At 70.3% G+C, this 18,788-nt stretch carries 15 protein-coding genes; 8 read left to right on the top strand and 7 right to left on the bottom strand.

What is annotated here, in order from left to right:
- Positions 1-10: 10 nt before the first annotated feature.
- From ABD810_RS09730 to ABD810_RS09710, 5 genes are all read left to right on the top strand, one after another.
- Positions 11-1,117, top strand: a complete 1,107-nt coding sequence (locus tag ABD810_RS09730) for an ABC transporter ATP-binding protein (protein WP_344937000.1) — start codon at positions 11-13, stop codon at positions 1,115-1,117.
- Positions 1,117-2,016, top strand: a complete 900-nt coding sequence (locus ABD810_RS09725; protein WP_344936998.1) for an ABC transporter permease — start codon at positions 1,117-1,119, stop codon at positions 2,014-2,016. Before ABD810_RS09730 ends, ABD810_RS09725 begins: the two co-directional genes overlap by 1 nt.
- A 52-nt stretch (positions 2,017-2,068) precedes the next feature.
- The gene (locus tag ABD810_RS09720) at positions 2,069-2,920 is read left to right on the top strand and encodes an ABC transporter permease (protein ID WP_344936996.1); all 852 of its coding nucleotides are present in this window, start codon (positions 2,069-2,071) and stop codon (positions 2,918-2,920) included.
- Positions 2,921-3,001: 81 nt separating this feature from the next.
- Positions 3,002-3,487: a DUF732 domain-containing protein gene (locus tag ABD810_RS09715; protein WP_344936994.1), complete on the top strand. Its 486-nt coding sequence runs from the start codon at positions 3,002-3,004 to the stop codon at positions 3,485-3,487.
- 179 nt (positions 3,488-3,666) lie between these two features.
- On the top strand, positions 3,667-4,845 hold the full coding sequence (locus ABD810_RS09710) for a TIGR03118 family protein (protein ID WP_344936991.1): 1,179 nt from the start codon (positions 3,667-3,669) through the stop codon (positions 4,843-4,845).
- 378 nt (positions 4,846-5,223) lie between these two features.
- On the opposite strand, the gene ABD810_RS09705 is transcribed toward ABD810_RS09710, so the two are convergent.
- From ABD810_RS09705 to ABD810_RS09690, 4 genes are all read right to left on the bottom strand, one after another.
- A complete protein-coding gene (locus ABD810_RS09705) occupies positions 5,224-6,540 on the bottom strand; it encodes an extracellular catalytic domain type 1 short-chain-length polyhydroxyalkanoate depolymerase (protein WP_344936989.1) in 1,317 nt (438 codons plus the stop codon).
- 343 nt (positions 6,541-6,883) lie between these two features.
- Positions 6,884-7,921 carry a LacI family DNA-binding transcriptional regulator gene (locus ABD810_RS09700; protein ID WP_344936986.1) on the bottom strand — a complete coding sequence of 346 codons (1,038 nt, stop codon included), beginning with the start codon at positions 7,919-7,921 and terminating at the stop codon, positions 6,884-6,886.
- Positions 7,922-8,267: 346 nt separating this feature from the next.
- Positions 8,268-8,870 (bottom strand): hypothetical protein, encoded by a 603-nt coding sequence (locus tag ABD810_RS09695; protein ID WP_344936984.1) that lies wholly within the window; start codon positions 8,868-8,870, stop codon positions 8,268-8,270.
- Positions 8,871-8,872: 2 nt separating this feature from the next.
- Positions 8,873-9,640 carry a bestrophin-like domain gene (locus ABD810_RS09690; protein WP_344936982.1) on the bottom strand — a complete coding sequence of 256 codons (768 nt, stop codon included), beginning with the start codon at positions 9,638-9,640 and terminating at the stop codon, positions 8,873-8,875.
- A gap of 317 nt (positions 9,641-9,957) precedes the next feature.
- Between ABD810_RS09690 and ABD810_RS09685 the strand changes: the two genes are divergently transcribed.
- Genes ABD810_RS09685 through ABD810_RS09675 form a run of 3 tightly spaced genes read left to right on the top strand, consistent with a single transcriptional unit; the run spans position 9,958 to position 12,372 of the window.
- Positions 9,958-11,196 carry a sensor histidine kinase gene (locus ABD810_RS09685; RefSeq protein ID WP_344936980.1) on the top strand — a complete coding sequence of 413 codons (1,239 nt, stop codon included), beginning with the start codon at positions 9,958-9,960 and terminating at the stop codon, positions 11,194-11,196.
- Positions 11,187-11,828: a response regulator gene (locus tag ABD810_RS09680; RefSeq protein WP_344936978.1), complete on the top strand. Its 642-nt coding sequence runs from the start codon at positions 11,187-11,189 to the stop codon at positions 11,826-11,828. The genes ABD810_RS09685 and ABD810_RS09680 overlap by 10 nt, the downstream gene beginning before the upstream one ends.
- A 16-nt stretch (positions 11,829-11,844) precedes the next feature.
- Positions 11,845-12,372 carry a hypothetical protein gene (locus ABD810_RS09675; protein ID WP_344936975.1) on the top strand — a complete coding sequence of 176 codons (528 nt, stop codon included), beginning with the start codon at positions 11,845-11,847 and terminating at the stop codon, positions 12,370-12,372.
- 117 nt (positions 12,373-12,489) lie between these two features.
- Here ABD810_RS09675 and ABD810_RS09670 read toward each other — a convergent pair whose 3' ends face one another.
- The 3 genes from ABD810_RS09670 to ABD810_RS09660 all read right to left on the bottom strand — a co-directional run bounded on the left by ABD810_RS09670 (position 12,490) and on the right by ABD810_RS09660 (position 18,787).
- Positions 12,490-13,968 carry a PQQ-dependent sugar dehydrogenase gene (locus ABD810_RS09670; protein ID WP_344936973.1) on the bottom strand — a complete coding sequence of 493 codons (1,479 nt, stop codon included), beginning with the start codon at positions 13,966-13,968 and terminating at the stop codon, positions 12,490-12,492.
- 263 nt (positions 13,969-14,231) lie between these two features.
- Positions 14,232-17,534, bottom strand: a complete 3,303-nt coding sequence (locus ABD810_RS09665; protein WP_344936971.1) for a PQQ-dependent sugar dehydrogenase — start codon at positions 17,532-17,534, stop codon at positions 14,232-14,234.
- Between the two features lie 104 nt (positions 17,535-17,638).
- Entirely contained in the window at positions 17,639-18,787 is a 1,149-nt protein-coding gene (locus ABD810_RS09660) for a sugar phosphate isomerase/epimerase family protein (RefSeq protein ID WP_344936969.1), read from the bottom strand.
- Position 18,788 lies beyond the last annotated feature (1 nt).

The following is an 18,788-nucleotide window of genomic DNA, read 5'->3' as shown; positions in this document are numbered from 1 at the left end:
CGAGGACCAGGTGACACACGAAGCCGTACTCCCCGGCAGGCCGAACGGCGGCTTCCAGGCGCTGCGGATGGACGGGGTGTCCCGGCGGTTCGGATCCACCACGGCTCTGGACCGCCTGGACCTCACGATCGAGGGGGGCGAGTTCCTCGCCCTTCTCGGGCCGTCGGGCTGCGGGAAGTCGACCGCCCTGAACTGCCTCGCGGGGCTGCTCCCGCTGACCGGGGGCAGCATCTGGCTGGACGACGAGCGCATCGACGGCCTGCCCCCGGAGAAGCGGGGTTTCGGGATGGTGTTCCAGAACTACGCGCTCTTCCCGCACCTCACCGTGCGCAAGAACGTGGGGTTCGGGCTCGCCATCAGGGGCGTCCCGAAACCCGAGATGACCCAGCGCGTGGACGAGGCACTCGCGCTGGTGGAGCTGGCCGACCAGGCGCACAAGCTGCCCGGCCAGCTCTCCGGCGGACAGCAGCAGCGGGTGGCCATCGCGCGGGCCGTCGTCATCCGTCCCCGCCTTGTGCTGATGGACGAGCCGCTGTCGAACCTCGACGCCAAGCTGCGCCTGCAGATGCGGACCGAGATCCGCAGGCTCCACCAGTCGCTCGGCCTCACGACCGTCTACGTGACCCACGACCAGGAGGAGGCGCTGGCGCTCGCCGACCGGATCGTCGTGCTGCGCGGCGGCCTGGTGGAGCAGATCGGAACCCCCGAGCAGGTGTACACCTATCCGCTCAACACCTACGTCGCGGGCTTCATGGGCTACCGGAACCTGCTGGAGCTGCCGGTGGCCGCCCACGAAGGCGATGAGGTGGTCCTGGCCGAGCCGGGCCTGCGGCTCACGGGCCGGGCGCAGGAGCGGTTCACCGGCACCTCCGCCGTCGCGGCCATCCGGCCGGACGACTTCACGGTCGGCCCGCGCCAGTCCAACACGGTACGCGTGAGCGTCGAGGTCGCGGAGTTCCACGGGCGCGAGATGGCCGTCGAGGGGATCACCGAGTCGGGGAGGGTCATCCACTTCCGCGTCTCTGACCGGGTGCGTCCGGGCGAGAAGGTGGAGCTCGGCGTCCCGCCCGACCGCGTCCTGGTCTTCGGCAGCGGCGTCCCGGACGGCCTGACGTGATGGCCACCGCGCAGCCCGCGACCCTCGTGCTGCGGCACCGGCTGGCCGAGCGCGGCATCGACCGGGTGCTGCTGCTCCTGATCCCGGCCGTCCTCGTCCTCCTCGCGCTGTTCCTCTACCCCATGCTGTACGGGGTGGGGCTGTCGCTCCAGCCGCGCGCCGGGGGCGGGATGCTCGCCAACTACCAGGCCTTCTTCCTCGACTCCTATCAGAGCGGGACGATCTGGAAGACCATGCGGCTGGCCCTTCCCGCCGCCCTGATCAACGTGGGCGCCGCGGTGCCGATCGCCTACCGGCTCCGCGGCCGGTTCCGGGGGCGGCGGCTGCTCACCGCGATCCTGGTGCTGCCGGTGACGCTCGGCACCGTGCTGGTCGCCGACGGCCTGCTGCGCTACCTCGGCCCCAAGGGCTGGTTCAACCGGGTGCTCCTCGACCTCGGCATCGTGGACGAGCCGGTCCGGCTGATCTACAACTACTGGGGCGTGCTGTTCTCGCTGCTCATCACCGGCTTCCCGTTCGCCTTCCTGCTCGTGCTGTCGTACATGTCCGGCATCGATCCGACGCTGGAGCGGGCGGCGGCGACGCTGGGCGCCGGACCGTGGCAACGGGTCAGGCACATCACGCTGCCCCTGCTGGCGCCCGGCCTCGCCACGACGTTCATCCTCGCGTTCGTGCTCGCCTTCTCGGTGTTCCCGTCCGCCAACCTCGTCGGCGAGCCCGCGAACGAGACCCGTGTCATGGCGATCGCGGCCTACCAGGCGGCGTTCGAGAAGTACGACTACTCGATGGCCGCGACGATCGCCGTCCTCATGGGCGTGTTCGAGCTGCTGGTGATCGCCCTGGTGCTGCTCTGGCGCGGGCGCTTCTACACCGGGACGACGGGAGGCAAGGGATCATGACCGTTCGGGCCCCGCACCGCTCCGGCAGGCGATCGAAGGGAGATGGGGGCGCGTGACCGTACCGACGCCGCACCGCGCCGGGTGGCGGCAGCCGTACGCCTGGATCGTGTGGGGCGGCGTGGCCTTCTTCCTGCTGAACCTGGCCGCGCTGATCCTCTCCGTCCTGGTGAACTCCTTCGCCGTGAACTGGTTCGGCACCTGGTTGCCCTCCGCCCTCACCACCGCCTGGTACGCCGACGCGTGGCAGGAGTTCGGGCTGGCCGACGTGCTGCAGGTGACGCTGCTGGTCGCCCTGGCCGTGGTCGGGCTCGCGCTGCTCCTCGGGGTCCCCGCGGCGTACGCGCTGGCGCGGCGCGACTTCGCGGGCAAGCGGCTGGTGATGCTGCTCCTCCTGCTCCCTGTGCTCCTGCCGCCGATCACCTATGGCATCCCGCTGGCGACCGTCCTCTACAAGTTCCACCTCGCGGGCACGATGTTCGGGGTCATCGCGGCCAACCTGGTGCCCGCGCTGCCCTTCGTGGTGCTGGTCATGACGCCGTTCATCGAGCAGATCGACACCAACATCGAGTCGGCGGCCCGCATGTGCGGCGCCCGCACCCGGCAGGTCTTCGCCCGGGTGCTCGTGCCGCTGCTCATCCCGGGCATCCTCGCCGCCGGCATCCTCGTCCTGGTCCGCACGGTCGCGATGTTCGAGCTCACGTTCCTGGTGTCCGGTCCCGACAGCCAGACGCTCATCGTCGCGCTGTACAGCGCGGCCTTCACGCCGGGCATCCGGGCCGCGCAGGCGATCGACGCGATGGCGGTCGTCTACACGCTGCTGTCCTCCGCGCTGCTGGTGCTGGCGCTCATGTTCGTCAACCCGACCCAGATCGTCGCCCAGGTCAAGGAGGTGACACCCGAATAGGGCCGTGGCCTTCAGCGGTATGCCCCCATATTCCCCCATTTCATGGGGAAGGTGGAGAAGATCCGCGTACCGTGATGAGGCATGCGTACCGAGGCCCGCCGGGAGTGGCACGGGGACCGGGAACCGCCGCCGGGCGCCGCGGTGAGCCGGCGCTTCGCGGCGGGGCTGGCGGCCCTGGGCACCGCGGTCGCGGCCGTCGTCTTCCTCGCGGTCACCCTGGCCCTGAAGCCGGCGGCGCCGTCGCCCGCGCCCGAGGGCTCCCCGCCCAGCACGACGGAGCCCGCCAAGGTGACGCAGGTGACCGAGCCGGTCAGGCACGAGCGACGAGCGTACCTCGCCGCCCTGCGCAAGATCAATCCCCTGTTCGTGCGCGGCTACGGGGACGAGGCGGTCCGCCGGGGCGTCGCCGTCTGCCGCGACATCGCCAGGGGCCGGTCTCGCGAGGTGGTGTACGCGAACACCGGGAAACGGTTCACGACGGGCGCGTTCGTCATCGGCGTGGAGCAGATCCCCCTGATCGTGACGGCGGCCAACAAGTTCATCTGCCCCCGCCTCAGCCTCCGGTAGGGCCCCTGCGGGCACGTGCTGAGCTGGCTCTTCACCGGCGGCGCCGGGCGCTTCCCCTCTGGCGGAGGCCCCGGCGCCGTCCCGCTTCTCACGAACGGATTACAAATCGCTTTGAACCGGGTCTCGGGGTGCCGCGTACCTCCGTCCGTACGCACATGCAGACGACATTTGGAGGCCTGATGCGGCCACGCATCGTCACGCTCTGCGCTGCGGCACTCGTCCTGGGCATTTCCACCGGCACGATCCCGGCGCACGCTGAGTCCCCGCAGTCCAAGGAGTCCACCAAGACCACCAAGACCACCAACACGCGCTTCACCGAGATCCCCCTCATCTCGGACGTGGCCGGCAAGGCGGACGTCACCGACCCCAAGCTCGTCAACCCTTGGGGTCTCGCCATGGGCAAGACTCTGTGGGTCTCCAACGCGGGCACCGGTTCGGCGACGGTGTACTCGGGCGGCGCGAGCCAGCTCACCAAGGAGAAGACCGAGGTCGCCATCCCGGGCGGCACACCGACGGGCCAGGTCTTCAACGGTGAAGAGGGCTTCGAGATCTCGAGCAAGGGCGTGTCCGGCCCGGCGACGTTCATCTTCGCCAGCCCCAGCGGTGCCATCACCGGCTGGAACGCCGAGGTCAACCCGAGTAGCGCCATCATCGCGGCGTTCACCCGCAAGGCCGACTACAAGGGCCTCGCGATGATGCGGACCAACCGCGGGTCGTTCCTCCTCGCGGCCGACTTCGCCCACAACCGCGTCCATGTCTTCGACGACGACTTCAGCCGCGTACGGCTGTCGAGGTGGGCGTTCCGCGACCGCGGGCTGCCCAGCGACTACCACGCCTTCAACGTCGAGATCGTCGGGAACGCCGTCTACGTCGCCTACGCCAAGTGGGACCCCGAGACCGGCAAGTCGATCGCCGGCAAGGGCCTCGGCTTCATCAGCCGGTTCACCCCTTCCGGCCGGTTCGCCGGACGCGTGGCCGCCCGAGGCGCCCTGAACGCCCCGTGGGCGATGATCAAGGCCCCCCAGGGCTTCGGCAACTACGCCGGAGCGCTCCTCGTCGGCAACTTCGGCGACGGCACGATCAACGCCTACAGGAACGGCCGCTGGCTCGGCCCGCTTCGCAAGGCCGACGGTAAGCCGGTCTGGGCCGAGGGCCTGTGGGACCTGGAGCGCGGAACCGCGGAGAGCGGCGGCGAGAACGCCATCTGGTTCTCCGCCGGCATCCAGAAGGCCCAGCACGGCCTCGTCGGCCTGATCATGCCGGCCGACGCCGCCAACGGAACATCGACGCCGCGCCCCTCCTCGAGCCCCACGAGCTCGGCCAGGCCGACCGAATCCGCTCCGAACTCGTCTTACTGACCGAAGGGAGGTGGGCGACCACCGAGCTCCTCGACGCGAGGGCTCCTTCCAGCCGAGGATTCACCATCGTTCCTAGAGAGCAGTACGACCCGCCCGAATGAGCGGAAGTCGGCTGCGGGGTGGCGCGCCCCGCAGCCGGCTTTCGGTTGTTCGGACATCCCGCCCCGCAGGTGTCCGACCCACGAAACGGTGACCTCTCCTAAGCCGCGCGGCTCGCCAAACGGTGACCTCTCGTAAGCCGCCCGGCTCGCCAAACGGTGACCTCTCGTAAGCCGCGCGGCTCGCCAAACGGTGACCTCTCGTAAGCCGCCCGGCTCGCGAAACGGTGTCCTCAGCCGAGGGCCCGGATCGCGAAGCCGTAGTGGTCCTGGGCCGCCGTCAGCCGACGGTGCAGTTCGTACCGTTGAGGCTGAAGGAGGCCGGCCTGCCGGTGCCGCCGGTGTGGGTCGCCTGGAAACCGAAGCTCGCCGAGGTCCCCGGGGCGATCGTCGCGTTGTGAGCGACGTTCCTGGCGGTCACCTGGCCGCTCGCCGGCGAGATGGTGGCGTTCCACGCCGAGGTGACCGTCTGCCCGGCCGGCAGGGTGAACTGCAGGGACCAGGTGTTGACGGTGGAGCCGCCGGTGTTGGCGACGGTGACCGCGGTGGTGAAGCCGTTGTTCCAGGTGTTCATCGTGTAGGTGACCCGGCAGGCTCCGGTCCCCGGCGTCGGGGTGATCGACGGGGTCGGTGTCGGAGTCGGGGTGATCGACGGGGTCGGCGACGTGGTGGGGCCGCCCGTCAGGCCGAAGAACTGGATGGCGGCCGCGGCCATGCCGCTCGTGGGGAGGCTGTGCCCGACGCCCTGGATGCTGATGGCCTCGACGGCGACATTGGTGCCGGTGCCGCCGTAGCGGGTGCGCGTCCAGTTCGACTGCGGACGGTCGGTGAAGCTGGGGGTCTGGCTGAGCCCGTGGACGTTGGTCCACTGCTTGATCTCTTCCTGGAAGTTCGGATAGCGCAGCGTGCTGTCCTCGGTGCCGTGCCACACCTGCATGCGAGGACGGGCGCCGCTGTATCCCGGGTAGGCCGCGCGCACGAGGTCCCCCCACTGTTGCGGGGTCCTGACGATCGTGCCGTTCGCGCAGGCGCTGTTCCAGCTGGAGCCGTCGGTGGTGGCGAAGCATCCGAACGGTACGCCCATGAACGCCGCGCCGGCCTTGAACACGTCCGGATAGTCGCCCAGCAGGACGTTCGTCATCATGGCGCCAGAGGACGCGCCGGTGACGTACACGCGACCGGGATCGGCGTTGTTGCGCTGCAGAACGTACCTGACCATCGAGACGATGCTCACCGGGTCGCTGCCGCCGTCATGCCGCAACGCCTGCGGTGAGGAGACGTCGAAGCAGGAGCCGCTCCTGGTGGCGGACGGGTAGATGACGATGAAGCCGTACCGGTCGGCGAGGGACGCGAACTCCGTCCCGGAGTAGAAGGCCGGGCCCGAGCCGGTGCAGTAGTGCACGGCCACCACGATCGCCGGCCGCGCGGCCACCGTGTCCGGTACGTACAGATGCATCCTTAGGTTGCTGGGGTTGGTACCGAAGTTGGTCACCTCGGTCAGCGACGCGGGCGACGCCGGGGACGCGGTGACGAATCCCGCGATGATGAACATCGCGACGGCTGCGACTGCGCCCAGCAGCGTGGTTCTCATCCTCATACGATGTCCTGCTCTCCGTCGTGGGCCGCATGTCGGCTACGACCCGTTGAAACATTCCGGAGTATCAGCCGGAATGTTTCAACGCACAAGCGCCTGGCAAGACCGCCCGGGAGACAGGGCGAGGACCAGCAAGGCACCGGGAAGGTAGCGGGAGAACGTTGAAAGTTTCGGCGGCAGGCACGTCATATTCCTGGCGCGGCCGTGGTGTTCCTGGCGCGGCCGTCGTCTCCTCGGCGCGGCCGTCGCGTGCCTGGCCGTCGCGTGCCTGGCCGTCGCGTGCCTGACCGTCGCGTGCCTGACCGTCGCGTGCCTGACCGTCGCGTGCCTGGCGTGCCCGGGTCGGTCAGACCTGGGAAGGCGGGGCCGTGCTCTCCCGGACGACGAGCGTGGTGGCCAGCTCGACACGGTGCTGATCGGAGGGTTCGCCGTTGGCCAGGGACAAGATGAGCCTGGCCGCGGTGGCCCCCATCTGGACCAGCGGCTGCCGCACGGTCGTCATGGGCGGCCCGGCCCACCGCGTGAACGGCAGGTCGTCGAACCCGACGACGCTCAGGTCGGCGGGTATCCGCACGCCGGCCCGCCTGGCGGCCTCGTACACGCCGAACGCCTGGAGGTCGTTCGCGCAGAAGATCGCGGTGGGCGGGTCCGGCAGGCGAAGCAGCTCACCCCCGTCGTGCAGCCCGCCCTCGACGTACAGGGTGCTGACCCGTACGAGATCGGGGTCCACCGGCACGCCCGCGGCGTCCATGGCCGCGCGGTAGCCGTCGAGCCGGGCGCGGCAGCACGGCCACTGGACCGGCCCGCCCAGCATGGCGACGCGCCGGTGGCCGAGATCGAGCAGATGCCGCGTGGCCGCCATCCCCCCGCTCCAGTTGGTCGCGCCCACCGACGGGGTCTCGTGCAGTGGCTCGCCGGTGGGATCCAGCACCACAAGGGGGATCGAGCGGGTGGCGAGCTGGGACTGCTGCTGGACGGTCAGCTCGGAGAAGACCGCGATGACACCGGTCGGGCGCCTGGCGAGGACCTGCTCGGTCCACGCCTTGCCGGGCGTGAGCCGGCCCTGCATCTCGGTGAGCACGACGGCCAGCCCCTGCTCGCGCGCGACCTGTTCGACACCGCGGATGATCTCGAGCGCCCAGAGGCTTTCGAGCGCATGGAAGACCAGCTCGAGAATCGCTATGGACGGGCTGCTCTCCCGCCGGCGGTAGCCGTGTTCGCGCAGGACGGCTTCCACCCGTTGCCTGGTGCTGAGAGCCACACCGGTCTTGCCGTTGATGACCCTCGACACGGTCGGAGGGGACACACCTGCCAGATGGGCGATCTTCACGACGGTGAGTTCCTGCCGCTCCGCCCCTTCCCTGCCGAGGCTTCCGCCCGTCACGGTCATCGCCTCAGTTTAGGGAAGGAGCGGACGCAGGGCACGGGCGATGCCGATGGGATCGTGGACGACCTCACCGATCAGGGTGGTAACACGGTTCGGCGTGCCAGGCGGGGCCTCACCGAGGAACAGCCACGCGCCTCACCGGACCGCCGGCCACGAAGGGCACCAAGGACACCAAGGACACCAAGGACACCTGGCCTGGTCACCTGGTCACCTGGTCACCTGGTCACCTGATCACCGTGTCACCTAGGTCCCTTAGATCACTCGGGTTAGATCACTTCGGTCACCTAGGTCACCCAGGATCACTTGGGTCACTTGGGTCACTTGGGTCACTTAGTCAGTTGGGTCACCGAATGGTGCCGAACGCCAGGCCCGCGGCGAGGGCGATCACCAGCGACAGGACGACCATGACCATGACCGAGGCCATGGGGCTGCTGCGGCGGTGCGGCGCCTGCGCCCGCAGCTCACGGACCAGGACGGTCGGCGTGACGGCCGACGGTGCAGGACGGTGCTCCACCGGAGGTCGCGCCGGCTCGGCGGTCCGCGGCGCCTCCGGCGGCCTCTGCGCGGCCGGGACGACGGGAACCGCCGGGCGGACCGGCGGCGACGGCGCCCGGGTGGGGGCCGGTGCCGGTGCCGCTTTCGTCGGCGCCGGGCTCGGGCTGGACGGGGGCGTCGGCGTGGGAGTGGGGGTGGGCACCGGTGCGGGTGCCGGCGGTGGATACGCCGGCCGCCGGCAGATCGGCGGGTACCCCCCGATGCTGATCCCGACGCGCAGGCTCACCACGACCTCCACGTCGAGACAGACGGTGATGCCGGGTACGACGGCCAGACGTTGCGGCTCGGGATCGGGGACCGCCGCCCACGCGGGCGCGCTTCCCACGACACCCGCCAGCGACAGGCCCGCGAGGGACGGCGCCAGGAGCGCCGCCAGGCGAGGAACGGCCACGGTCACCCGCTCCAGGGGATCCGCTGGAACTCCGTCAGCGCGGCCCGGAAAGCATCGGGCTCGACCGACAGACCACTGGCGAACACATGGGAGATCTGCCAGGTGAGGAAGATCCCGAACCCGAGCATCGCCGACATCACCACCAGGGGCACGAGGGTCTTACCGCGCGGCCGGGCGCCCGCCAGGAACGGGTAGAGCAGGACGATCAATCCCGTAAGGATCGTCAGAGGGAGCACGCCCGCCGGAGGCGTGGCCTGCGCGTCCGCCCCTCTCTGGCGGCGGGCCGCCGACAGGGCCTTGACCTCCTCGATCACCTCGCTCTTGGCGGCCTTCTCCTCGTCGCCCTTCACGACGAGCCCCGCCGTCTGTGTGCGCAGCGAGTCCAGGCGCGTCGCGCCTTCCAGGCTGAGCTGGCCGGAGGCCATGAGCGGCCATTCCTTGGTGAGCACGAACCCGACGTAGTCGCGCACCTGCTGCTGGACCTGGGCGCCGGCGGGGGCGGGCAGCCGGGCGGCCGACCAGTATGCCTCCACGGCCGCCTGGCTCTCGGTGTAGGTGTTCTGGCGCGCGGCGTCGGCCGTGGTCCACGGCACGACGATCGCGATGGCGAACACCAGCAAAAACAAGGACGAGAGCATCGACCCCGCATGGCCCGCGGTGGGACCGTTCGGCGCCAGGTCCTCGGTGCCGCTGCCGAGCCTGCGGAAGATAAAAGCGGCTGAGGCCACCACGCCGACCGCCGCTGCCACTGCGAGTACGCAGACCAGCATGACCATCTCCATAGCTTCGTATTGACAGGGACGCCCTGCCATTGCCGATCGCATGCCGTCACATAGCTATCACATTAAGTAATCACCATGGGAGCGCATTCGACAGATGTCCGTGAATTGCGGGAGACCCCCGGCCACGGAAGACGGAACCCGGGGACGACGGAGCCCGAGGGGCGGAGGATGCTGCCCGGGACCGGAGGGTGGTGGAGGGTTTGGGGGGTGGGCTGGTCGGGAGGGGTGGGGTGGGGTTTACCCCACCCCCGTTCGGGGTGCCTTACCCATGTCACCCGACATGTCGTGATATCTACCGTGGTCTCATGAGCAACGCCGTGGTGCACACCCCCTGGGACAGGATGCGGGCCCACTGGTCGGCGCGATCCTGGCTTCGCACTTTCCATGTGGTGACCGGCGTCCCGGTCGCCCTGCCGGCCTGCTGCGCGATCGTCGCCCTTTTCACGGTGTCGGTACTGCTGATCTGGACGATCGTGGTGCCGTTGATCGGGCTGCTGCTGATCTTCTGGTCGGTGCCGCTGTTCACGGCGTTGCAGCGGGGCAGGTTCGCCGCGTTCCTCGGCGTGGACATCCCCCCGGTGCCGCGCCGTCCCGGCACCGGCAATCCCATGAAGCGGCTCCTGCTCGACGTGCGGTCGAGGAGCACCTGGCGGCAGCTCGCCTACCACCTGCTCGCGCCGCTGATCAGCGTGATCGGGTTCCTCGGGGTGGTCCTCGCCTGGTCGGGGGGCCTGGTCGCGGCCGCCTTCGCAGTGCGGCTGTGGGCCGTCGGCGGCACCTGGCGGAGCGCGCCCCTCGCGCTGCTCGCCCTGGCCCTGTTCGTGGCGGGGCCGTGGCTGGCGCAGGCGACCGCCACACTCGACCTGATCGCCGCAGAGGCCCTGCTCGGCCCGAGCCTCAGCGAGCAGCTCGCCCAGCGGGTCGAGACCCTCCAGGAGAGCCGCGCCGAGGTGATCGACGCCGCGGACGCCGAGCGCCGCCGCATCGAACGCGACCTGCACGACGGCGCCCAGCAACGGCTGGTCTCCCTCGCGATGAACCTCGGCATGGCCCGTGCCGCGTTCACCGACCTGCCGGCCCCCGCCCGGGAGGCGATAGCGCAGGCGCACGAGGAGTCCAAACAGGCGCTGAAGGAGCTTCGCGACCTTGTGCGCGGCCTGCACCCCGCCGTGCTGAGCGACGAGGGCCTGGACGCGGCGCTGTCCGGCCTCGCCACGCGGGCCCCCTTCCCGGTACGGCTGCGCGTCCAGGTGCCAGAACGCGCGTCTCCCGTCATCGAGGCGGTGGCGTTCTTCGTGATCTCCGAGGCGCTGGCCAACGTCGCCAAGCACGCCCAGGCGTCCGGAGCCGAGGTCACGGCCCGCCGTGACGGTGACCTGCTGCGTCTGGAGGTCGTCGACGACGGCCGCGGCGGCGCGGAGCCCGGCGGCGGGACCGGGCTGCGCGGCCTGGCCCAGCGCGTCGGCTCGGTTGACGGGAGACTGAGCATCCACAGCCCGCGCGGCGGGCCGACGACGATCAGCGTGGAGCTGCCGTGCGCGTAGTGCTCGCCGAGGACTCCGTCCTCCTGCGGGAAGGGCTTGTGTGGATGCTCGGCTCGGCGGGGATGGAGGTGGTGGCCGCGGTCGGCGACGCGGAGTCGTTGCTGCGCGCCGTCGACGAGCACCTGCCTGACCTGGTGGTCACCGACGTGCGCATGCCGCCCACCCACTCCGACGAGGGCCTGCGCGCCGCCCTGGTGCTGCGCCGCCAGCGGGCCGGGCTGCCGATCGTCGTGCTCTCGCAGTACGTCGAGGAGCGGTACGCCACCCAGTTGCTGTCCACCGAGACCAGCGGCATCGGCTATCTGCTGAAGGACCGGGTGGCGGACGTCGCCGAGTTCGTCGGCGCGCTGCGGCGGGTGGCGGCGGGCGGCACCGCCCTGGACCCCGAGGTCGTGGCCCAGCTCCTGCTGCGCCGGCACAGCGACCCGCTCGACCGGCTCACCCGCCGTGAGCACGAGGTGCTGGCCCTGATCGCCGAGGGAAGGTCCAATACCGGGATCGCCGATGCCCTGGTGATCAGTGAGGGAGCGGTCGGCAAGCACATCAACAACATCTTCACCAAGCTCGAGCTGTCGGGCGCCGACGGGGACCACCGCAGGGTGCTGGCCGTCCTGCGCTTCCTGAACATCTGAAAGAGGCCGCGAATCGATGCGCAAGACCATCCGGACCTGCTGGATCGCCACGGGCGGGATGCTCACCACCCTGGCGGTGGGGGGCATGGCCCTCGGGGCGTGGGCCACCATCGACCTGCCTCGCGACTACGACTTCACCTTCCCCGGCTCCTACGACTCCGCCGACCTCGGCCGCCAGACGATCGAGACCTCCACCGTCACCTACGCGATCACGACGCCACTGGTCATCGTGGACGCCACCGGAAGGGTCGAGGTCCGGGCGGCCCCCGGCGTCGCGGGACGGCTCACCGTCCGGCGGGAGCTCACTTGGCACGACGGCGACCGGGAGTTCAGCGAGACCTGGCAGGACGGCAGGACGCTGCGCGTCAGCCTCGCCTGCCGCGGTCCGGACCTGCCCGCCGAGCCCTGGTGCAAGGCCCGCTACACCCTCGCCGTGCCGCCGGGGGTCAAGCTCATGCTGGCCACCCCCCGGGGACTCGCGCCGTGCCCGCTCACGACGTCCGAGGCCGGCTGTGACCCGCCGACGCCCCGGCCGGTCGGCTGACCGGCGTCAGCGGCCCGGACGGAATGGGCCGGGCGGAATGGGCCGGGCGGAATGGGCCGGGCGGAATGGGCCGGGCGGCCGCCGTCCCGTGCCGGACGGCGACCGCGGGACGGTCGGTCAGGTGGCGGTGCAGGTGATGCTGGACGGCACCGTGTTCGTCCCGTTCGCCGTGAACCCGGCGGTGGCCGTGGCGTTCTGGGCCAGCGTGCCGTTCCACTCCGCGTTCCGTATCGTCACGTTGGCGCCCGACTGGGTGTGCCTGCCGCCCCACAGGGAGGTGATCTGCTGGCCGCCGGGGAAGGCGAAGGTGACGGACCACGACGTGATTCCCGCGGTCCCGCTGTTGCGTACCGCGATCTCCGCCTGGAACCCGCCCGACCACTGGCCGGTGATCCGGTAGGTCGCCGTGCAGGCTCGCGGTCCGCCGGTCGGGGTCGGCGTGACGGTCGGGGTGACCGTGGGGGTGACGGTCGGGGTGACGCTGATCGTGGGCGACGCGGTGACCGTGGGGGTCGAACCCCCCGCCGGGGGGACGCGGATGATGCGGTCATCCGAGGAGGCCGGGGTGCCCCTGCCGTCACGGTTGCTGGTCGCCACCCACAGCCATCCGTCCGGCCCGACCGCGACGGTGCGCAGCCGTCCGTACACGCCCTGGAACTCGGCGACCGGTGTGCCCGCCGTGCCGCCGGAGGTCACCGGCACGGCCCACAGCCGCGTGCCGCGCAGCGCCGCCGCGAACAGCGTGCCGTTGGCGTACGCCAGCCCGCTGGGCGACGCCTCGGCCGTCGTCCAGACCACGATGGGGTTGCGGAAGGACGAGTTGGTGCACATCCCCTCGCAGGTCGGCCAGCCGTAGTTCCCGCCCGCGACGATGAGGTTGATCTCGTCCCAGGTGTTCTGGCCGAACTCCGTGGCGAACAACCGGCCTTGCTGGTCCCAGGCCAGTCCTTGGACGTTGCGGTGGCCGTAGCTGTAGACGCGCGAGCCGGAGAACGGGTTGCCGGACGGCACTCCGCCGTCGGGGAGCATGCGCAGGATCTTGCCGCCCAGGCTGTTCAGGTTCTGCGCGTTGGCGGTGGTGCCGGCGTCGCCGGCGGACACGTACAGCATGCCGTCCGGGCCGAAGGCGATGCGCCCGCCGTCGTGGAACGAGGCCCGGGGGATGCCGGACAGGATCACCTGCTGCGTCTGCGGGGCGTTCAACCGGAACCGCACCACCCGGTTGTCGGAGGAGGTGGTGAAGTACGCGTACACCCACTGGTCCTGGGCGTAGGTGGGCGAGACCGCGATGCCGAGCAGCCCGCTCTCCCCGTTCGGTGAGACGCCGGGCACCGTCGCGACCGCCACCGGCGAGGATCCGGGGCGCACCTGCATGATGCGGGCGGTGTTGCGCTCCGAGACCAGGGCGCTGCCGTCGGGGAGGAACGCCATCCCCCACGGCACCTGCAGGCCGGTGGTGGCGACCTGCGCGCGGGTGAAGTCGAAACCGCCGGTGACCTGGGCGACGGCGGCGGGCGAGTTGGCCACGACGAGCGCCACCGCCGCGGCGACGGCGGAGATGACCACGGCCAGAGCCGAGATGAAGCGCTTGCGCATCACACTCTCCCTACCAAATGTAAGGACCGCTGTCAGATCCAGACAAGCCCGACCGTATCGACCGTCCTTCCGCCGGGGCAAACATCGGCGGCGACCGGAAGGGCGGGCCGAGCCCGTGGCCTGGGCATCAGGCCGCACGGAGGTGCGTACGGGGATCGGCCCGTGAGGAAACTTTCATCGAGGGACGGGTCTGACGGCGCCCGCCCGGTCGGGGTGCGGGGGTGAAGCACGCCGGCCTCTCCCCCGCACCGCTGTCAGGTCGGTCAGCCGCGCAGCCGCGCGATCAGCGCCTGCGCGTCGCGGACGAGCACGTCGCGTACCGCCTTGTCGGTTACCCTGCGCCGGTCTCGGGCGAGGTCGGCGAACCGCTCGAGCGCCTTGATGGCGCTCTCCGTCCTGCCCCTGTCCGCCTGCTTCTTGGCCTCCGCCAGCTGCGAGGCGAGCGAGTCGCCCTTGACCGTGCCCGCCGCCTTGAAGGTGGCGAGGAGCGCGCTCACATCGGTGAAGGAGGTCGTGACCTGGAAGGTGACGGTCTGCGTGGTCGTCTGCCCGGCCTTGTCCTTTCCTGTGACGGTCAGCGTGTGCTCGCCAAGGGCCGGCCGCCACAGGGCGAACGGCTCGCCGGAGGTGAGCTGCCGGTCGCCGATCGCCGCCGTCACGCCGGCCACTCCGGACGTCGCGTCGGACGCCGCGAAGACCGGAGTGATCGACGCGGAGTCGCCGTACGTCTTGGGCTCCACCCCGCTCAGCGACACGGTCGGGGCGGTCTTGTCGATCCGCACCGTGACCGTGCCGGCCCGCGAGACGTTGCCGCCGTTGTCGGTCGCCCGGTAGCGCACCTCGGTCGTGCCCTCGGTGGCCAGGGTGATCGCGTTGGCGGCGTTCGACCAGGTGGTGCCGCCGTCGAGCGAGTACTGCCGGCTCGCCACCGTGCCGTCGTCGGTGGCCGTGACCGTCAGCGTGACGTTGCCGGTGTACCAGCCGTTGTCTCCGTTCGGCTGGGCCGGGGCGAGCGTCGCGGTGACGGTCGGCGGCGTCGTGTCCCCGGCCCCGTCACCCTGGAAGGTGAACGCGTCGACGTCGGCCCCGCCGGTCGAGGTGACGTAGAGCTTGCCACTCCCCTCAGGCGCGTTCTCGAGCGCGGTGTCGACGGTCTGCCAGCCCGCTCCCGCCGGCACGGCGACCGTGGCGAACGGGTCCGCCGTCGGGGAGTTCCACCGCAGGGACAGCGTGCCCTCGCCGGAGGCGCGGGTCCGCACGGCGGTGATGTTGGTGAAGTCGACCGGGTCGTAGGCGATCCAGTCTCCGGCGTCGAACGAGGTGATCTTCGCCAGGGCCGACGCGCTCTCGTCGGCGGTCCTCGTGACACCACTGCTGGTGTCCGCGTGCTCGGCCTGCAACTGGTTCGGGTTGAGGATGAGCGTGGCCTCCCCGAGCGCTCCCGGGATGGCGCCGGCGCCGTTGTCACGGTAGCTCACGACGACGACGCCGAAGATGTTCTCGGTCTCGCCGTGTTCGGGGGCGTTGACCGGCGTCGGCCACGCCCCGGAGCAGCCCGTACCGGTGGTCTCCGGGTGGGCGTGGACGTCGTGGCCGAGGCCGAACGTCCACTGGACCCGGCTGCACACGGGGGTGTCGCCGTCCTCCGCGTCAGAGACCCTGATCTGGAATGGCACCGCGTCGCCCCAGGTGAAGAAGGCGCCGTTCCCGGGGGTCTGGATGGTGACCTCCGGTGCGGTGTTGCCCACGGTGATCTCGATCGAGGTGAGCCCGAACCTGCCGCCCGCGTCGGTGACCCGGAGGCGGGCGGTGTACTGGCCGAGATCGGTGTAGGTGTGCGACGCCGTCACGCCTGTGGCGTCGAAGGTCCCGTTCCCGTCGAAGTCCCACTCATAGAGCAGCGTGCCCGGCTCGGAGTCCCTGGACGACTCCGCGCTGAACTCGACGGTGAGGGGAGCGGCGCTGCTCGACGTCCGATCGACGGTGATCTTGGCTTGGGGCGTCTTGTTCCCCTCGGCGTAGTCGATGCGGTAGAGCCCGGCGTCGGGGTTGGCGCGGAAGAAGCCGTCGCCGTAGTCGAGCACGTACAGCGAACCGTCCGGGCCGAATTCGATGTCCATGGGACTGTCGGTGATCGGCATCACCATCGACTTCAGCGCGCTGTTCGGCAGGAAGTGCTCGAGCTTGGTCACGGGCCCGTCCGGCGCCGTCACCGTGAACGCGGCGAGGTAGTCCTGGGAGAACTCCGCGAAGAAGAACTTGCCGTCCCAGTACTCCGGGAACTTCGTGGACGAGGGGTTCGCCGGGTCGTAGTGGTAGACGGGGCCGCCCATCGGACCCTGGCCGCCCTGCGTCTCGAAGTCGGTGAGGCCGGCCCACTCCGCGGGCTGGTGCGTGTTGTTGTCGCCGTAGTACAGATCCGCCGGGGTCGCGGGCGGCAGCGTGTCCACACCGGTGTTCCACCGGGAGGTGTTGGCCGGTCCCGCCGCACAGTCGAACCACGCACGCGGGGTCGCGGTCGCGAAGTTCCAGTCGTTGTAGTTGAAGTTGTTCCCTGTGCAGTACGGCCAGCCGCTGTTCATCGGCTTGTCGATGGGCGTGACGTTCCATTCGACGTAGCCGAGCGGCCCCCGGGCCGGGTCCGGCGCGCCGGCGTCCGGGCCGTAGTCGGCCCACGACACCGTGCCGGTCTGCGGGTCGACGTCCATACGGAACGGATTGCGGACGCCGGTCACGAAGATCTCCGGCCGGGTCCTGGCGGTTCCCTGGGGGTACAGGTTGCCGTCGGGGACCGTGTAGGTACCGTCCTCCGCCACCGTGATCCGCAGGATCTTGCCGCGCAGGTCGTTGCTGTTGCCGGCGCCCCGGCGCGAGTCGAACCCGGGGTTCATCCCCGGCGCGTCGTTGTTGGGCGCCATGCCGTTGGCGCCCGGCGTACCGGCCGGGGTGTTGTCGCCGGTGGCGAGGTAGAGATTGCCGTCGGCGTCCCAGTCCATGTCACCCGCGACATGGCAGCACTGCCCGCGCTGTGTCTCGACCTTGATGATGACCTGCTCGGTGGACAGGTCGAGGGCGTCGCCGGTCCATCGGAACCGGGACAGCTGGTTGTAGCCCTTCCACTGGTTCCAGTACGTGTCGTCCGCTCCGGCGGGCAGCGAGTTCGGCGCGGACCCGGTCGGAGTCGTCTGCGGGTACGGCGCCGTCATCGTCTTCGGCGCGTAGTAGAGGTAGACCCACTTGTTGTCGGCGAAGCCGGGGTCGAGCGCGATCGTCTGCAGACCGTCCTCGGAGTTCGCGTAGACGGGGATCGTGTTGATGATCTTCGTGACGCCGGTGGCGGCGTCGGTCAGCCGTATGTCGCCGTTACGCGCCGTGTGCAGGACTCGCTTGTCGGGGAGGACGGCCAGGTCGATCGGTTCGCCGACGTTCTTGGTCAGTGTGATCTTCTCGTAGTTCGACCAGTCGGTGGGGGCGGCGGCATGGGCGGGTGCGGCGCCGAGCCCCGCCAGGGGCTGTAGTAATAGGGCGGCCAGGAGGCCGCCGAGCATCGTCCGAGTACGCTTCACTTTCCTGCGCCTCTTCTTGGGGGGTGTCGGGACGAGGCGGGCCGCCACGCGTGTCGTTGCAGTGGGTGCCGATCACGTGGCGGTCCGCCGAACTCTTCGAGTCCTCAGCCGCGCAGTGCGGCCATGTTGTTGTAACTGAGCTCGGCGTACTGCAGTGACTGGCCCGGGTTGGCCGTGCCGCCGGGGGCGTTGTCCTGCTCGTACATCGGGTTGTGCGAGCCTCTGGCCCCCACGCATCTGAAGAACGTGGCGTAGTCGATATCGCCGGTGCCGAACGGCACCATGTCGTAGCCGTTGGCCGTCGCAGGGTTGGACTTGCCGTCCTTGGCGTGGAACAGCGGGAAGCGCTTGGTGTTCGGCCGGACGACCGACAGCGGGTCGAAGATGTCGGTCTGCACCGAACCGTCGGGCGCGGTGAAGGTGCGGTGCTTGTACTGGGCGACGTGCGCCCAGAAGATGTCCATCTCCAGGAAGACGGTTCTGCGGTCGCTGATCTGGAGGAAGTACTCCAGCCTGCGGATCCCCGACGAGCGGGTGGGTCTGCCCTGCGCGTCGAGCGGGCCGCTGTCGAGCAGGAAGCTGTACGCCACGTCGTGGTTGTGCGTGTAGAGCTTGATGCCGGCGTCGCGGGCGATCGCGCCGAGCTGGTTCCACTTGTCCGCGGCGACGTCCCAGTCGGCCTTGTAGGCGCTGCCCGTGGGGTCGTTGCCGGTGCCCATGTGCTCCATGCCGAGAATCTGGGCGATTTCCAGGTGCTGCTTGAAGCGGTCGAGGTCGGGCTGGGTGAAGGGCCACGAGCCGGGGATGAAGCCGTGGTTGCCCTGAGCTCTGAGACCGTTGTCGTCCAGCCAGCCGCGCAGCAGCCGGGCGCCGTCGACGCTCTCCAGACTCGCGCCGCCCTCGGAGTTCGCATGCTGGTTGTAGCCGGCGAACTCGACCTGGCGGTAGCCGATCCGGCCGAGCTCCTCGAACACCCGGCGGAACCCGGAGGGCAGGGGCGTCGAGTTCGGGTCGCGCGAGATCGCGTCCCGAACGGTGTAGAGGATGATGCCGCGCCTCCGCGGCGGTATCAGGACGCCGTTCGGGTGGTTGCTCGTGGCCGCGTGAGCCGCCGGCCCGATCGCCCCTGTGGCGGTCACGGCCGCCACCGCCGTCGCGACCCCCGTGGTGGCCGCGAGGAACTGGCGCCGGTTCAGCCCCAGCCCACGGCGCAGGGCACCGCCGACCTCGATCTCTTCTTCGTATGCGCTCATC

This window comes from Sphaerisporangium flaviroseum (genome assembly GCF_039537005.1).
GTDB classification, from domain to species: Bacteria; Actinomycetota; Actinomycetes; order Streptosporangiales; family Streptosporangiaceae; genus Sphaerisporangium; species Sphaerisporangium flaviroseum.
This window is presented reverse-complemented; position numbering and strand designations above follow the sequence as displayed.